The sequence below is a fragment of the Tardiphaga sp. OK246 genome, assembly GCF_900188215.1.
Lineage (GTDB): Bacteria > Pseudomonadota > Alphaproteobacteria > Rhizobiales > Xanthobacteraceae > Tardiphaga > Tardiphaga robiniae.
Genome location: NZ_FZOX01000009.1, coordinates 60745 through 75021 on the forward strand (window position 1 = coordinate 60745; position 14277 = coordinate 75021).

Below are 14277 nucleotides of genomic sequence, written 5' to 3' on the forward strand. Positions count from 1 at the left end.
TCGATCTGATCGGCATAAGTCAAAACATCATCCCTTGCTGCATCGTTGATTCAAATACGAAGACAGGAGCGAGAGGTTTCAACCCTTTCAGTAAGGTGCAGCCTCCATTCTGCGGCAGATCAACGCGGTTCCTTCGCTCTTGTTTGGAGGCCGATAAAAGGGTTCCCCGTTTGCGGCTTGGTCGCGCCGGTCCTGCCACCGTGGTACGTTTGGCCGCAATTAAGGACTCGATCGTGAAGCACCGGGGCATTGATTACGGCGTTCAAGAAGACCGGCCCGGGATATGGCGCTGGATCATATATCCCAAGACGGAGGGCGGCCCAAAAGTGGTTGGCGACGCCAAACATTTGACGCGGGAGCGTGCCGTTGAGGCCTGCATAGAGGAAATCAATAACGGGCTTGAAAGAAGGACATATGCCCGGAAGCCCTGATGGCGCACAGCACCTGCAGGTGCATCGGTCGCTCCATTATGATTACCCGGAAGGGTGCCAGCGTCATGAACTCCGGCGCCGCTCGCGGAGTGCCACTATCGATCAACTGGTGATTTCTCCAGCGGTGTCTCGCCGTCGAGCCAGTCCTCTTCCTCGGCCAACGCGAGCCATGCAGCTTCCATGCGCTTGAAACGATTCCTGGCTGGCTCGCTATCGGCTGCAGCGGCCATCTCCGCGCAGTTCTCTGCATTCGCCCGGTAAGCGTCGGACTGTTTCATTGTCGGATCCTACGCTGTCCGGAGGGAGCGTGGAAGCGTGGAACAACTTCCCGCGTTGCGGTATAACATCGGCATGAAACCAACGAAGTCGCTGAGGAAGCAGGCCGAGAAAGCCGAGGCCGTAGCTCATCGCTCGGAAGACACCGAGCATGCTGAACCGATGCGGAATCTGGCTGAAGCGTTCCGCGCGCAAGCCGATGCCCTGAAGGCTGCAAGGAAGAAGGGGAAAGCGAAGAAATAGCCTTCGCCTTATTGGCTACTGCCTTCCAGCCGGTCAAATATTGTCCAATAAACCGACTGACGCATCAGCGAACGTTGACGTAGCTATCAAGAAGGCGAACCCCGACCCTACGCTTGGTCGTGCGTCGCCAGCCAATCCGTCATGATCAAAAGTGAGCTTTTAGCCTGTTTTTCGGGCGCTGGGCGCTGAAAACAGCAGCTTGACACTCTACATCCTCTAGTCGAGATTATTGACTAACTGGTTAGTAATGACGAGGCAGGCGATCGTGGCTATGGCGTCAGGCGGAAAAATCCGGGTTGCGGTCGATATCGGTGGGACATTCACCGACATCGCGTTGTTCCTTGAATTCGGCCTGATCCATCAGAGTAAGATCTCCTCAACACCTGAGGATCCTAGCCGAGCGGTTGTCGATGGCGTGGGCAGCTTGTTGGCGGAGCTGTCGATCGAGCCTTCCGCTGTTGCCGAAGTGCTGCACGGCACCACCGTTGGCTCCAACACCATCCTGCAACGGTCGGGCGCCAAGACTGGACTGATCACGACGCGCGGCTTCCGGGACGTGCTGGAGATCGGGCGCATCCGGATGCCCGATATGTTCGACCTGACATGGGTGAAGCCGCAGCCATTGGTGCCGCGCCGGTATCGTATGGAAGTGACCGAACGCATGGCGGCCGACGGAACGACGGTCGAGCCGCTCTCCGAAGCAAGCGTCATCGCGGCCGGAGAAGCGCTGGTCGCCGAGGATATCGAGGCCGTCGCGATCGCATTCATCAACAGCTATCGGAATCCGGCGCATGAATTGCAGGCCGAAGCGATCTTGCGGGCCAATTTCCCGCAATTGCTGGTGACGACATCCTGCGCGGTGCTGCCCGAGATGAAGGAATATGAGCGGACCAGCACGACGGTGGTGAATGCATATCTGCTGTCGGCCATGCGCACTTATCTGCAGAAGCTTGAATCGGGTCTGCGCTCGATCGGCGTGGCTGCGCCCATTCTGGTCATGACCTCGAATGGCGGCATGCTGGCTGCCAATGTGACCTGCGAGAAGCCGGTGCTGGTGGTGGCGTCCGGTCCTGCGGGCGGTGTCATCGGCGCAGCACGGCTCGGCATCGCGCGTGACGATCGCGACGTCATCGTGTTCGACATGGGCGGCACCACGGCCAAGGCGGTCATTATCGAGGACGGCCGCCCGACCATGACGTCGGAATATGAATTCCGCGATGGAATTTCGACGTCGAGCCGGTTCATCAAGGCCGGCGGCTATATGCTCAAGGTGCCGGCTATCGATATCGCCGAGGTTGGCGCCGGCGGCGGCTCCATTGCCGGCATCGACAAAGGTGGCCTGCTGGTCGTCGGCCCGCAATCCGCAGGTGCCGTTCCGGGCCCGGCCTGCTATGGGCTCGGCAACACAAAGCCGACAGTGACAGATGCCAATGTTGTGCTCGGTTTCATCAACGCCACGTCGCTGGCTGGCGGCAATCTCAATATCGATCGCAAGCTAAGCGAGACTGCCATCCGTACCCATGTCGGCGACCCGCTCGACCTCACTCTACTGGACGCCGCACATGGCATTCGTGCCGTCGCCAATGCGGCGATGGCGCGTGCCGTGCGCGCCGTCACCGTCGAGCGTGGTCGCGATCCGCGCGATCTCACGTTGATGGCATTTGGCGGCAACGGGGGCGTGCATGCGCCGGATCTCGCGCGTCAGTTGGGCATTCCGCGCGTCGTGGTGCCGCCGATGTCGGGAATTTTCAGCGCACTGGGCATGCTGGCTTCCGATATTGAGCATACCGCACTGAAAACCGTCAGCCTATATCTCGACGGGATGCAGGTCAGCGACCTCAAGGCGATCAAGTCCGAGCTGCAACAGCAAGTGGCGGGGCAACTCGCCGGCGATGGCTATCAGGCCGAACGCACGATGTTTCTGTGGGAGGCCGATCTGCGCCATGAAGGTCAGGCCACCGAACTCACGGTGCCGTTCGAGGGCGAAGATTTCGATCAGATCCGTGAGCGGTTCGTCGCCGAGTATTTCAAGACCTATGGCTATCGTGACGCCACGCCGATCGAACTGATGAAAGTGCGCGTGGCCGGGCGCGGCCTGCGCGATAACCGCCTGGATTTTGCGGCCATGAAGATCGCCGCGCGGCAGGGCGCATCGCGTTCCGGAACCCGCGACGTTTCCTTCGCGCGTGGCGAGGCCGCTGTCGCGGTCGAGATCGTCGATCGCGGCGCGGTCGGAATGTCGCCACGGCAGGGACCTCTGATCATCGAGGAATTCGACGCCACCATCATCGTGCCGCCCGATGCTCGGGTGCACAAGGATGCGATCGGCTGCATCGTGCTGGAGTTCGAGGTATGAAAGTCGATCCGATCACCTTCGCGGTCATCAAGAGCGGCCTGGATTCCATCGCCGACGACATGGCCTATACGGTCGTGCGCATAGCGCGTTCGGAAATCGTCAAGGACGTGATGGATTTTTCCGCGGCAATCTGTGCCGGCGACGGCCAGATGGTGGCGCAGGCCAAGACCATCGCCCAGCATCTCGGCGCGATTCCGGAGGCCATGGCCTCCGTGCTCAGCAAATACGAAGGTGATCTGCACGACGGCGACGTCGTCATCATGAACGATCCCTATCATGGCGGCATGCATCTGCCAGACATCTTCATGTTCGTGCCGATCTTCCACAGCGGCAAGCGGCGCGCTTTCGCGGTGGTGATCTGCCATCACACCGATGTCGGCGGCCGCGTGCCCGGCTCCAACGCATCGGATTCGACCGAGATCTATCAGGAAGGGCTGCGAATTCCGCCGCTCAAGCTCTACGACCGCGGTGTCCTGAACACGACGCTGGAGGCGCTGATCAAGATCAATGTCCGGGTCCCGGATCGGGTCTGGGGCGATCTTTCGGCACAGTTCGCGGCGGCTCAGGTCGGCAAGCGCGGGCTGGAAAAGCTGATGCAGCGTTACGGCGCCGACGATGTCGATGCCTATATGCAGGAATTGCTCGACTACGCGGAACGCCTGACGCGGCAGGAGATCAAGACCTGGCCGAAGGGCACCTATCACTTCACCGACTATATCGACGATGACGGTTTTTCCGACACGCCGATTCCTATCAAGGTCGCGATCACCGTCAACGGCGACGGTACGCTGCTGGTCGACTACACGGGCTCTTCGCCACAGGTGAAGGGCGCGCTGAACTCGACGCTCAGTTTTACGCATTCGCTGACCTATCTCAGCGTGCGCTGCGTGCTGGCGAAGGACGTGCCGAACAATGTCGGTCTGTTTCGCTGCATCACAGTGAAGGCGCCGGAAGCCTCGGTGCTTAATCCCGTCATGCCGGGGCCTTGCGCAGCACGCGCGCTGACGGGGTACCGCGTGTTCGACACGATGCTTGGCGCGCTTGCGCAGATCGTGCCGGACAAGGTGCCGGCGGCCGGCGAGGGCGGCAATAGCGTCATCTGCATCAGTGGTCTCAGGCCGAACCGCCAGCCCTTCATCATCGTCGACATGATCTGCGGCGCCTGGGGCGGTCGTCCCGACAAGGACGGGTTGGAGGCCGTCACCAACGCCTCGCAGAACCTCTCGAACATGCCGGTCGAAGTGATGGAAGCCGAGCATCCGGTTCGGATCGAGGACTATTCGTTCGTGCCCGATAGCTGCGGCGCCGGACAATATCGCGGCGGTGTCGGCATTCGCCGTAGTTATCGTATCCTCGCGCCGGAAGCGCTGCTGCAATTGCGCACCGACCGCGTCAAGTTTCATCCCTATGGTCTCAATGGGGGCGAGCCCGGGGGCTTGTCGAAGAACTACATCGAGATCGGCAATGAGCGTAGTGCCATTCCTGGCAAGATCACGCGGAATGTCACTGAGGGCGCGCTCCTGATCCACGAGCAGGCCGGTGCAGGCGGCTTCGGCAATCCGCTGCTGCGTGATCCCTCCGATGTGCGCGAGGATTTCCTGGACGGCAAGATCACGGCCGAGTTCGCGCGAAAGCATTATGCTGTGACATTCGGCCCGCGTGGCGTGCTGGACGTCGAGGGAACTGCGGCACTACGATCCTCACGGGACGCCCCGCCATTACCGGAAGGGCGCCATGGAGCTTAGTGTGGCCGCGCCCAGCAAGATCACCCGCAATCCGGAAGCGAGCCGTGCCAAGATCCTGGACGCGGCACGGATCGAATTCGTCTCCAACGGGCTTAACGGCGCGCGCGTCGATCGCATCGCCGAACAATCCGGTGTCAACAAGAACCTGATCTACCATTATTTCGGCTCCAAGGACGAGCTCTATCTGGCAGTGCTCGAGCGCATCTATACGGACTTGCGTACTAAGCAGCAGGACGAAGACCTGCGCGGTCTGCCGCCGGTCGAAGGCATGAAGCGACTGGTCAGTAGCACGTTCGATCATTTCGTTGCGACGCCGGATCTAATCCGGTTGATGAGCATCGAGAACATCCATTATGCGCAGCACCTCAAAAGTTCGAGCACCATCAAGCCGCTCTATCGCGGGTTGCTCGACACGATCCAGATCCTGCTGAAACGCGGTCAGACCGAGGGTGTGTTTCGCGCCAATGTCGATGCGGTCGATCTCTATATGTCGATCTCCGGCCTCGCTTACTTCTTTCTGTCCAATCAGCACACATTGTCCTGGCTGCTCGACCGCGATCTCGCGGCGCGCCGACGTGTGCTCAAGAGACGCCAGCACGTCGTCGAGATGGTGCTGAGCTATTTGACGCAGAATTCGCCGGCAGAAGCGGACGGCGCCGACACAGAGTAATCAAACCGGAGATTGGGATATGAGAAGGCTTTTTCTATCGACCCTGATGCTTCTAGGTGCTGCGGCCGGCGCGGGTGTTTCGCCTGCTCTGGCTCAGGATAAATTGTCGGTGCGGCTGGATTTCTCGCCATGGGGCGTGCAGGCGGCGATGCATCTCGCGCAGAACCGCGGCTGGTTTAAGGAAGCCAAGCTCGACGTCGATATTCAGGACGGTCGCGGCTCCGGCAACACGATCCAGCTGGTGAATGCCGGCCAGGTCGACGTCGGTCAGGTTCAGGTCGGGCTCGTCGGCTCTGCGCGCGCCAAAGGCGCCACTATTCGATCGATCGCGACGTTCCAGCGCAAGACTGATCTCTGCATTCTGGTCGACAAGGCGTCGCCCATGCAGAAGGTCGCGGACCTGCGCGGCAAGAGCGTGGTGGTCTTTGCGGCGAGCCCATGGGCGCCTTTCATCGATGTCTATCTGAAATCGGGCGGACTGACGCGTGACGATCTCAAGGTTGAAGTTGTCGATCCGGCCGCATTGTGGGGCACCTATATTGCCAAGCGATCCGATGGCCTGATGTCCACGATCGGTTCGGCGCTTCCACTCGCAGAAGCATCGCGACCTTCGAAGTGCCTGCTGGCGTCGGACGCCGGGATCGCTTTCCCGAGTTACGGCCTAGTTGCACGTGACGAGGTGATCGCCAGCAAGGGACCTGCGTTGAAGCGCCTGATCGAAGTGCAACAGCGTGCCTGGCAACATCTGCGCACCAATCCCGAGGACGGCGTGAAGGCGATGATCGCCGAGCGTCCGGACGCCAAGCTGGATCCCGTGGTGCTGCTCGGGCAAATCAAGCTGACGCTGGATTACTTCGACACGCCGGCGTCGCAGGGCAAGCCGATCGGCTGGCAGGCACAGGCGGACTGGGAAGCGGCTGGCAAGTCGATGGAAGCCGCGGGCGTGTTGCCGGCGGGCTGGAAAGTGACCGATTACTACACCAACAGCCTCGTCGAGTAACATGGCGCCTCCTGCTTCATCAGAGACGGCGGCCTATGTCGCGCTTGGCCGCGTGGGGAAGACGTACGCCTCCCCACGCGGGCCGGTCGCGGCCCTGGTCGACATCAATCTCGACATCCGGCCACAGGAATTCGTCAGCGTGGTCGGCCCGTCCGGTTGCGGCAAGAGCACCTTGCTGAAGCTGGTGGCCGGCCTCGAAGGGACGACCTCCGGAACGATCGACATCGGCGGCAAACCGCTCGACGGCACGCCGGATCGGCTTGGCGTCGTGTTCCAGCGCGATGTCCTGCTGGACTGGCGCACCATTCTCGACAATGTCCTGCTGTCGATCGAATTCACCCGCAAACCGACCCCCGATGAACGCGCGCGGGCGGCGGCTTTGCTGAACCGGTTCGGCCTCGGTGGCTTCGAGCATCGGTTTCCGTGGGAATTGTCGGGCGGCATGCGACAGCGCGCATCGATCTGCCGTGCACTGCTGGCCGATCCCGACCTGCTTCTGATGGACGAGCCATTTGGCGCGCTCGATGCCATGACCCGCGATGATCTCAACATCGAGCTCGCGCAGATCTGGCAGGACACGCGCAAGACGCTCTTGTTCATCACGCATTCGATTGCGGAAGCCGTCTTCCTGTCGGATCGCGTTGTCATGATGAGCAAGGCGCCGGGCATGGTGGTCGATGTCATCACCATCGACCTCCCGCGACCACGCCTGCTTGCAGTGCGCGACACGCCGGAATTCGCCGCCTATGTGCACCGGATCCGTCACCACTTCGCCGAGTTGGGGATCGTCAAGGAATGATGCGTTTCGCAAGGCGTCTGTTTCTGGGCGATAACGAAACGCGCGACGTCATCGTCGTGCTGGCCGGAGCTCTCGTTCTGTGGGAGATCGGGGTTCGCGTGTTCCAGCCGTCGCCGCTGATCCTGCCGGCGCCGTCGGCGATCTTTGCCGCGTTTCTGGAGACACCTGGGTTGTTCCTGCGTCATCTCGGCTTTACGCTCTGGATGACATGCCTCGGCTTTGTACTGGCGGTCGTCATCGGCGTCGCGCTGGCGGTCGGGATTGTCTATTCGAAATTCCTCGAGCGGACTATTTATACGCTGCTCGTGGCGCTCAACTCGATCCCGAAAGTGGCGCTGGCGCCGCTGTTCGTTATCTGGATGGGCACCGGTCCTGAGCCCAAGGTGGCGATTGCGCTAATGCTGGCGATCTTTCCGATCGTCATCGATATGGTTCTAGGCCTGCGGTCGGTGGATCCTGACATGCTGGCGCTGGCCAAGGTATCAAAGGCATCGCCTTGGGCCGTATTGATAAAAATCCGCTTTCCCTGCGCTTTGCCGAGTCTGTTCGCGGGCATGAAAGTGGCGATCTCGTTCGCGCTGGTGGGCGCCATCGTCGGAGAGTTCGTGGCCGGCAGTCGGGGGATCGGTTTTCAGATACTCGTTGCGCAAGGGCAATTCGACACGGTTCGTGTGTTCGTGTCGCTGCTGTTGTTGGGCGTAGTCGGAACAATCCTCTTCTTTCTCGTAGACTATGCTGAGCGGCTATCCTTGCCATGGCACGTCTCGCAACGCGGGCGTCATCAGTCATCCGCCGATCGGGCATGAACGGCGGCTCGCGATCACTCGGTACGCTTGCGCTGATAGTGACTGCGGCACTGTGGGGCAGCAACCATGTGGTCGCGCGGGCCGCGCGTGACGCGGCGCCTTTGCCGGCGCTAGTGTTCTGGCGCTGGCTGCCCGCTCTCATCATTCTCACAGTCATTGCGTGGCCGTCCCTGCGGCGCGGCTGGCCTGAGATCCGGCCGCGGCTGGGCGAATTGACGATCGGTGGCGTTGTCGGCGTCGGCCTGTTTTCGTTTCTTCTGATCGGCGGAGCCTATCAAAGCCCAGCTATCGAAGTGGGCTTCATCAATGCCACGACGCCGGTATGGGTCGTGTTGATCGGCTGGATCGTGGGGCAGGGGCAAATCGCCCGAATGGGCCAAGTTGGGCTCGCTCTGGCTTTTGTCGGCACGCTCCTGATCATCAGCAAGGGCGATCTGCTGCGACTGACCGGGCTGCAACTGAATCTTGGAAATCTCTGGTCGCTTCTCGCTGCGATCTTCTTTGCGTGGTTCTCGATCCGTGTGCGCGAATGGTCGCGCGTGATCGAAACCTTGCCGCTCACGGTGGTGACTGCCTGGGCAGGTCTCCTGGTCGTGTCGTTGCCGGTCTATGTCATATGGGTTGCAAGCGGCGGTCCATGGTTCGCCTGGACCGACGCTGACATGGCCATAGCCCTCGGCGCGATCGCCTATACCGGATTGGGTCCTACCATGCTTGGTAACGTGTTCTATATGTACGGCGTAGCCACCAACGGACCGACGCGTGCTGCAGGATTTCTGTATCTCAGCCCGCTGTGTACGGCAGTGTTTTCGATCTGGTGGCTGGGCGAACATCTCGCCTGGTATCACGTCGTCGGGATCGCGGCGATTTTCGCCGGATTGATCCTGTTGGGACGCCTGGGGCGAGAGAGAAAGGCGATTTCGTAGCTACCGGATATTGCTGCGTAGAATGAAGCCAACCTTGAATTTGGAAACCCGGGTAGGTCTTCAGTGCCGAAGCTTATATCGCCTGCTGCCTTGCCAGCCTCGGCCTCATCCAGGTCCCGGCCTACGATGTAAAACGCCACCTCGACGCGGGCGAACTCGTCGAGGTGATGCCCCATCATCGAGCTGCGCCGATGCCGATGGCACTGCTCTATCCACACCGTCAGCATCTCTCTCGGAGGTTTCAGGTCTTTGCGGACTGGCTGGATGGACTGTTGAAACGTGAGCTGCTGTGATGGCGACAGGGCGGGAACTGGTGCTTGAATGGCTGAATCTCATCCCGCGGCGTTACAAATGTGTTTGAGCATTACCGCGAGCGCGTCGAAAGTTGATTGACCTGCGGCTCCATGGTCGCGCTCAGCGAGCTCCTCTCGTAGATGTCGCTCATCCAATGGGACTAAATGCCGATCGACGAAGAGCCACGCAACGTCGCAGTGTATGGTCCACGCGGTCTCCTCGTTGGTGGTCGTCAAATTGCTGGCGTTTTCATTCAACTCGTCTTCGAAGGTCGATATTTTTGTTTGCCGGTTCATAATACATCTGTTGGGTATGACCTGCGATTTAATTCGATAGCTGTGGATGGTAGGTGATGCTCTGCATTGCAGTCTGAATGGGATCCCGACGCAATGACTGTCATTGGCGCTCGTGCAACCAGTGTAATTTCCCGGCGCCCTGCATAGTTTTGCTGCAACGAGGGATGAATTGAAGCAACTCTCGCCGTAACAACGTGCTTGACAGTATGGTCGTTCTAAGGGAGCTTAAACTGCAAGCGTTGGGCAGAGCTGCCCGATAACGCTACAAGTTCAAACCATTTCCAACACCGCGCTTCAAATTCAAGCGTGTCCAGTTGGTGGCGAGGGCGCCCACGGCTTCACAGCCGGCGGGCGCTTTTTTTGTTTTGGATCGGCTAATGGCGCGGAAGCACTATCGCATCGGCATAATGTTCTCGACGACAGGGTCTTACAGCGTCGTCGCACGCTCGATGCTGAACGGCGCGTTGCTGGCGTTCCAGGAGAATGCCGAGGCAGACGGTGCGGTGACGTTGGAGCCCGTCGTGGTCAACCCGTCGGGCGATCTTGAACGTTACCGCGCACTTAGTCTCGAGCTGCTCGGCGCCGGCATCCGCCAAGTTTTGGGCTGCTATACGTCTTCGAGTCGCAAGGAGGTCATTCCCTGCTTCGAGAAGTTTGACGGGTTGCTCTGGTATCCGTCGCATTATGAAGGGTTCGAGAGTTCGGACAATGTGATCTACACCGGAGCATCGCCCAACCAGCACGTGCTGCCACTGGTCGAGTATCTCGCCTCGCGGGTTGGTACTCGCGCATTCTGCGTCGGCTCCAACTACATCTGGGCCTGGGAGAACAACCGCATCTTCCGTGAGGCGCTGACCGCGCGGGGAGGCACCGTGGTCGCAGAGCGATACCTGTCCGTGGGCGATACCGAATTCGACCAGGTGATATCGGCGATCCTTGAGCAGCGTCCAGATTTCGTCTTCAACAATCTGATCGGTACGAGCGCCTATGCCTTCTTCCGCGCTTTCCGCGCTGCCTGCCGTGCGCGTGGTATCGATCAGGTCAATGAAATTCCGGTGGCCAGCTGCACGCTGTCAGAGCCAGAGCTTGCGGAGATTGGCGACGAGGCTATCGACGGGCACTTGAGCTCCAGCGTCTATTTCTCCTCGTTGGAATCTCCGGCGAATGCGGCATTCATCGCCGCGTATGCCAAGGCCTTCCCCGGCGGACCAGTATCGTCCGCCGACGCAGAAGCGTCCTACATCGCCGTCAAGCTTCTGGCCGCAGCATTGGAGCAGGCGGGTACCGATGATGCACGCGCCGTGCGCGCCGCGGTCGCCAGCCAAAGCTTGCTGGCGCCGCAGGGCGAGGTGCGCATTGATCCGCAAACCTATCACGCCTGGCTGACACCGCGGATCGCCCGTTCCACCCTCAATGGGCAGTTCGAGGTGCTGCTGGAGGCACGCAGCCCAATCGCGCCAGATCCCTATCTCGTTCAGTCGTCGCCGCGCTTTGCGAGTGCAATGCGCTCTCCCGTGCTCAGAGTGGTGCAATCATGACATCCCGGTTGCTGCAGAATTTCAAAGGCGGTCGCGCTCTTGTCGTCATCGGACGCGGCGGAAAAGAGGGCTCACTCGAGTCCACCCTCGCCAAACTTGGTGTAACGACCGATTATCCCGAGATCGTTGACGGCCGCGCGCATATCGATGTCGGCAACCTGCAGTCCGAGCGCGATATCCTGTTCGTTGACGGCGATCTCGAAGGCGCGGTGGCGATTGAGGTCAATCCCATCTCACGCCTGCCGCCGGTGCCGGTGATCGGTCTGGTCGGCGTCGAGGCGCCGAGCCGTCTGAAGGCGTTGGTCAATCTCGGCGCGACTTCCTTCCTGCGTAAGCCGGTCCACGGCGGCGCCGTCTACACCTCACTGTTCATGGGCGTGAACCAGTTCATGTTGCGTAGCGATATGCATGCCCGCCTTCAGGATCTCGAAGAACGCCGTCGTAGCCGTCGCGCGGTGATCCGCGCGGTGATCTTCTTGATGCAGCAAGACGGTCTCGATGAAGAGAGCGCCTATTCCCAGCTTCGCCGCGAGAGCATGCGCGCGCGGCAGAACTTGGAACTCTACTGCGAGGAATTTCTGAGCAGGCGGGCAAGTGCGCCCGACATTCCCGGCCGCGCGACCAGCATCACGCTGCGAGGCGGCAACAAGCAAGCGATGTAGGAGACACCAACATGACCAAGAATGTGTTGCGGGGGCTGCGCGCCGTAGCCCTCACGGGGACGCTTGTTCTCGCGACAGGTGCGGCGTTTGCGCAAACCCCGATTAAGCTCGGGGTGCTTGAGGACCAGTCCGGCGATTTCGCGGTGGCTACCATCGGGAAAGTGCATGCGATCCAACTCGCGGCCGAGGAGATCAACAAGGCGGGTGGTATCGACGGCCGGCCGCTTGAGCTGGTCGCCTACGACACCCAGTCCGACAACACACGCTATCAGGAATTCATGCGGCGTGTGCTCCAGCGCGACAAGGTCGACGTGGTATTCGCTGGCTTCTCGTCCGCTTCGCGCGAGGCCTATCGCCCGATCGTCGATCAGTTCAACGGCTTCGCATTCTACAACAATCAGTACGAAGGCGGCGTTTGCGACGGCCATATGATTGTCACCGGTGCGGTGCCGGAACAGCAGTTCTCCACGCTCATTCCCTACATGATGGAGAAGTACGGCAAGAACGTCTACACGCTCGCCGCGGATTACAATTTCGGCCAGATATCAGCGGAGTGGGTGCGCAACATCGTCAAGGAGAACGGCGGCAAGATGGCCGGTGAGGAGTTCATCCCGCTCGGCGTGTCCCAGTTCTCACAGAGCATCCAGAATATCCAGAAAGCAAAGCCGGATTTTGTGGTGACGCTGCTGGTTGGCACTGCGCAGGCTTCCTATTACGAGCAGGCGGCATCCGCCAACGTCAATCTGCCGATGGCCTCGTCGGTCAACGTCGGGCAGGGCTACGAACACAAACGCTTCAAGCCGCCAAGCCTGAAGGACATGTACGTCACGACCAACTACATCGAGGAAATCGATACCCCGGCCAGCAAGGCATTCTACACCAAGTTCAAGGCCAAGTTCCCTAACGAGCCCTATGTGAACCAAGAAGCCGAGAATTCCTATCTCGCAGTCTATCTCTATAAGCAGATGGTCGAACGGGCGAAGTCGACCAAGCGGGAAGATATCCGCAAGGTAATCGCGATCGGTGATGTCTGCATGGATGCGCCGGAGGGCAAGGTCTGTATCGACCCGAAGAGCCAGCATATGTCGCACACCATTTATCTCGCCAAGGTCGGGGCCGATCATTCGATCTCGTTTCCGAAAGTGTGGGAGGGCATCAAGCCGTACTGGCTGGGCGATGCCGGTTGCGATCTGACCAAGAAGGATCCTATGGCGCAGTACACGCCCTCGAACCCGCCGCCGAAACCCTGACATCGGCGTCGGCGCCGCCCCGGCAGGTACGTCTGCCTGCCGGGACAGTGTTCTCGAAGAGCTGAAGTTTCCCTCGCATTTCGAATTTGCATCATCCCGGTTGGTTCATGGACATCGCAACGCATATATTCTCGGCGCTCTATCAGTTCGGCGATGCATTCGCTTTTCTCGTGCTGTCGGCATGCGGGCTCGCGGTGATCTTCGGCATGATGGGCGTGATCAATCTCGCCCATGGCGAGTTCATCATGTGCGGCGCCTATGTGACGGCTTCCACCGTCCATCTCGGCCTGCCGCTGCCGCTGGCGATATTGGCCGGGGCCATCGTCGCCGCGTTGGTTGGCGCGCTAGTCGAACTCGTGGTGATCCGCCATCTCTATGACCGGCCGCTCGACACCATCGTGGCAACCTGGGGCCTGAGCCTCATTGCGACCCAGGGGACGCTGATCTTGGTGGGCTCGTCCATGGCCGGCGTCGGAACGCCGTTCGGCAGCTTTCAGGTTGGCGAGTATTCTTATTCCATCTATCGCCTCGTGCTGTTTGCCTCCGCGCTCGGCGTACTCGGCGGCCTCTATATGCTGTTCAACTGGACGCGCTTCGGCGTGCTTGCCCGCGCCACCATCCAGGTGCCGCACATGGCCGCGGCTCTCGGTGTCGATACCCGCCTGATCTACAGTCTCACCTTTGCCTGCGGTGCCGGGCTCGCCGGTCTTGCAGGTGGCCTGTACGCGCCCACCATGACGCTGGTGCCGACGATGGGCGCCACCTTCATCATGGAGGCCTTCGTCACCGTGGTGATTGGTGGGGCCGACGTATTCCTCGGTACCGCGCCGGCCGGCGCGATCCTCGCGGTGGTGAAGTCGGTGATGACCTCCTGGCAGGGACAATTGTTTGGCCAGATCGGTTTGCTGGTCGCCGTGATCATCGTTGTCCGGGTCCTGCCGAAAGGCATCTCCGGCTTCCTGCTGCGCGAACGAACCTGAAGGAT

Annotated in this window: 13 protein-coding genes and 1 pseudogene; 13 read left to right on the forward strand and 1 reads right to left on the reverse strand. The window is 60.4% G+C overall.

Going from position 1 to position 14277, the window contains the following annotated elements; translation table 11 throughout:
- Positions 1 to 526: 526 nt before the first annotated feature.
- Positions 527 to 709 carry a hypothetical protein gene (locus tag CHC01_RS29590; RefSeq protein WP_089267923.1) on the reverse strand — a complete coding sequence of 61 codons (183 nt, stop codon included), beginning with the start codon at positions 707 to 709 and terminating at the stop codon, positions 527 to 529.
- Between the two features lie 37 nt (positions 710 to 746).
- On the opposite strand from CHC01_RS29590, the gene CHC01_RS32115 reads away from it, so the two are divergent.
- The 13 genes and pseudogenes from CHC01_RS32115 to CHC01_RS29655 all read left to right on the forward strand — a co-directional run bounded on the left by CHC01_RS32115 (position 747) and on the right by CHC01_RS29655 (position 14272).
- Positions 747 to 950, forward strand: a complete 204-nt coding sequence (locus CHC01_RS32115) for a hypothetical protein (RefSeq protein ID WP_141137201.1) — start codon at positions 747 to 749, stop codon at positions 948 to 950.
- Between the two features lie 271 nt (positions 951 to 1221).
- Complete coding sequence (locus tag CHC01_RS29595) at positions 1222 to 3306, forward strand: hydantoinase/oxoprolinase family protein (RefSeq protein WP_089267967.1); 2085 nt, start codon at positions 1222 to 1224, stop codon at positions 3304 to 3306.
- Entirely contained in the window at positions 3303 to 5051 is a 1749-nt protein-coding gene (locus CHC01_RS29600) for a hydantoinase B/oxoprolinase family protein (protein WP_089267924.1), read from the forward strand. The genes CHC01_RS29595 and CHC01_RS29600 overlap by 4 nt, the downstream gene beginning before the upstream one ends.
- 1 nt (position 5052) lies before the next feature.
- Positions 5053 to 5721 (forward strand): TetR/AcrR family transcriptional regulator, encoded by a 669-nt coding sequence (locus tag CHC01_RS29605; protein ID WP_244558570.1) that lies wholly within the window; start codon positions 5053 to 5055, stop codon positions 5719 to 5721.
- A 19-nt stretch (positions 5722 to 5740) separates the two neighbouring features.
- Complete coding sequence (locus CHC01_RS29610; protein ID WP_244558571.1) at positions 5741 to 6721, forward strand: ABC transporter substrate-binding protein; 981 nt, start codon at positions 5741 to 5743, stop codon at positions 6719 to 6721.
- 1 nt (position 6722) lies between these two features.
- Positions 6723 to 7520 carry an ABC transporter ATP-binding protein gene (locus CHC01_RS29615; protein ID WP_089267927.1) on the forward strand — a complete coding sequence of 266 codons (798 nt, stop codon included), beginning with the start codon at positions 6723 to 6725 and terminating at the stop codon, positions 7518 to 7520.
- Positions 7517 to 8326, forward strand: a complete 810-nt coding sequence (locus CHC01_RS29620; protein WP_089267928.1) for an ABC transporter permease — start codon at positions 7517 to 7519, stop codon at positions 8324 to 8326. The genes CHC01_RS29615 and CHC01_RS29620 overlap by 4 nt, the downstream gene beginning before the upstream one ends.
- On the forward strand, positions 8275 to 9252 hold the full coding sequence (locus CHC01_RS29625; RefSeq protein ID WP_089267929.1) for a DMT family transporter: 978 nt from the start codon (positions 8275 to 8277) through the stop codon (positions 9250 to 9252). The genes CHC01_RS29620 and CHC01_RS29625 overlap by 52 nt, the downstream gene beginning before the upstream one ends.
- Positions 9253 to 9308: 56 nt before the next feature.
- Positions 9309 to 9545, forward strand: a pseudogene (locus CHC01_RS29630) (LysR substrate-binding domain-containing protein); the annotation flags it as partial.
- Positions 9546 to 10219: 674 nt separating this feature from the next.
- Positions 10220 to 11380, forward strand: a complete 1161-nt coding sequence (locus tag CHC01_RS29640) for a transporter substrate-binding domain-containing protein (RefSeq protein ID WP_089267931.1) — start codon at positions 10220 to 10222, stop codon at positions 11378 to 11380.
- Positions 11377 to 12042, forward strand: a complete 666-nt coding sequence (locus CHC01_RS29645; protein WP_089267932.1) for an ANTAR domain-containing response regulator — start codon at positions 11377 to 11379, stop codon at positions 12040 to 12042. Before CHC01_RS29640 ends, CHC01_RS29645 begins: the two co-directional genes overlap by 4 nt.
- An 11-nt stretch (positions 12043 to 12053) precedes the next feature.
- Positions 12054 to 13292: an urea ABC transporter substrate-binding protein gene (locus tag CHC01_RS29650; protein WP_089267933.1), complete on the forward strand. Its 1239-nt coding sequence runs from the start codon at positions 12054 to 12056 to the stop codon at positions 13290 to 13292.
- A gap of 107 nt (positions 13293 to 13399) precedes the next feature.
- Positions 13400 to 14272, forward strand: a complete 873-nt coding sequence (locus CHC01_RS29655) for an ABC transporter permease subunit (protein WP_089267934.1) — start codon at positions 13400 to 13402, stop codon at positions 14270 to 14272.
- Positions 14273 to 14277 lie beyond the last annotated feature (5 nt).

Bases quoted from the DNA above. Each gene is read 5' to 3' on its own strand.
- CHC01_RS29640 (WP_089267931.1), top strand. From the start codon at position 10,220: ATGGCGCGGAAGCACTATCGCATCGGCATAATGTTCTCGACGACAGGG.
- CHC01_RS29645 (WP_089267932.1), top strand. From the start codon at position 11,377: ATGACATCCCGGTTGCTGCAGAATTTCAAAGGCGGTCGCGCTCTTGTC.
- CHC01_RS29600 (WP_089267924.1), top strand. From the start codon at position 3,303: ATGAAAGTCGATCCGATCACCTTCGCGGTCATCAAGAGCGGCCTGGAT.
- CHC01_RS29655 (WP_089267934.1), top strand. From the start codon at position 13,400: ATGGACATCGCAACGCATATATTCTCGGCGCTCTATCAGTTCGGCGAT.
- CHC01_RS29610 (WP_244558571.1), top strand. From the start codon at position 5,741: ATGAGAAGGCTTTTTCTATCGACCCTGATGCTTCTAGGTGCTGCGGCC.
- CHC01_RS29590 (WP_089267923.1), bottom strand. From the start codon at position 709: ATGAAACAGTCCGACGCTTACCGGGCGAATGCAGAGAACTGCGCGGAG.
- CHC01_RS29620 (WP_089267928.1), top strand. From the start codon at position 7,517: ATGATGCGTTTCGCAAGGCGTCTGTTTCTGGGCGATAACGAAACGCGC.
- CHC01_RS29595 (WP_089267967.1), top strand. From the start codon at position 1,222: ATGGCGTCAGGCGGAAAAATCCGGGTTGCGGTCGATATCGGTGGGACA.
- CHC01_RS29615 (WP_089267927.1), top strand. From the start codon at position 6,723: ATGGCGCCTCCTGCTTCATCAGAGACGGCGGCCTATGTCGCGCTTGGC.
- CHC01_RS29650 (WP_089267933.1), top strand. From the start codon at position 12,054: ATGACCAAGAATGTGTTGCGGGGGCTGCGCGCCGTAGCCCTCACGGGG.
- CHC01_RS29625 (WP_089267929.1), top strand. From the start codon at position 8,275: ATGGCACGTCTCGCAACGCGGGCGTCATCAGTCATCCGCCGATCGGGC.